This window comes from Aeromicrobium phragmitis, from assembly GCF_003674095.1.
GTDB lineage: Bacteria > Actinomycetota > Actinomycetes > Propionibacteriales > Nocardioidaceae > Aeromicrobium > Aeromicrobium phragmitis.
Map to the genome: position 1 here is coordinate 1 of NZ_RDBF01000242.1, position 326 is coordinate 326.

The window sequence follows — 326 nt, forward strand, 5'->3', positions numbered from 1 at the left end:
AGACCGGCGATGATGAGCAGCGGCGCCGTCTCGCCGATGACGCGGGCCACGGCCAGCGTCACGCCGGTCACGATGCCGGCCAGGGCGGTCGGCAGGACGACCTTGACGATCGTGCGCCACTTGGGCACGCCCAGCGCGTAGGAGGCCTCGCGCAGCTCGTTCGGCACGAGCTTCAGCATCTCCTCGCAGGAGCGCACCACGACCGGGATCATCAGCACCGAAAGCGCGACCGCGCCGCCGATGCCCATGCGCACGCCCGGACCGAAGAAGATCACGAACAGGGCGTAGGCGAACAGGCCGGCGACGATCGACGGGATGCCGGTCAT

Annotated in this window: 1 protein-coding gene; it reads right to left on the minus strand. The window is 69.6% G+C overall.

Translation table 11 applies throughout. The annotated features are described in order from the left end of the window. A partial coding sequence (locus D9V41_RS17165; protein WP_121795646.1) for a PstA family ABC transporter permease occupies window positions 1-326 on the minus strand: 326 nt, incomplete at both ends.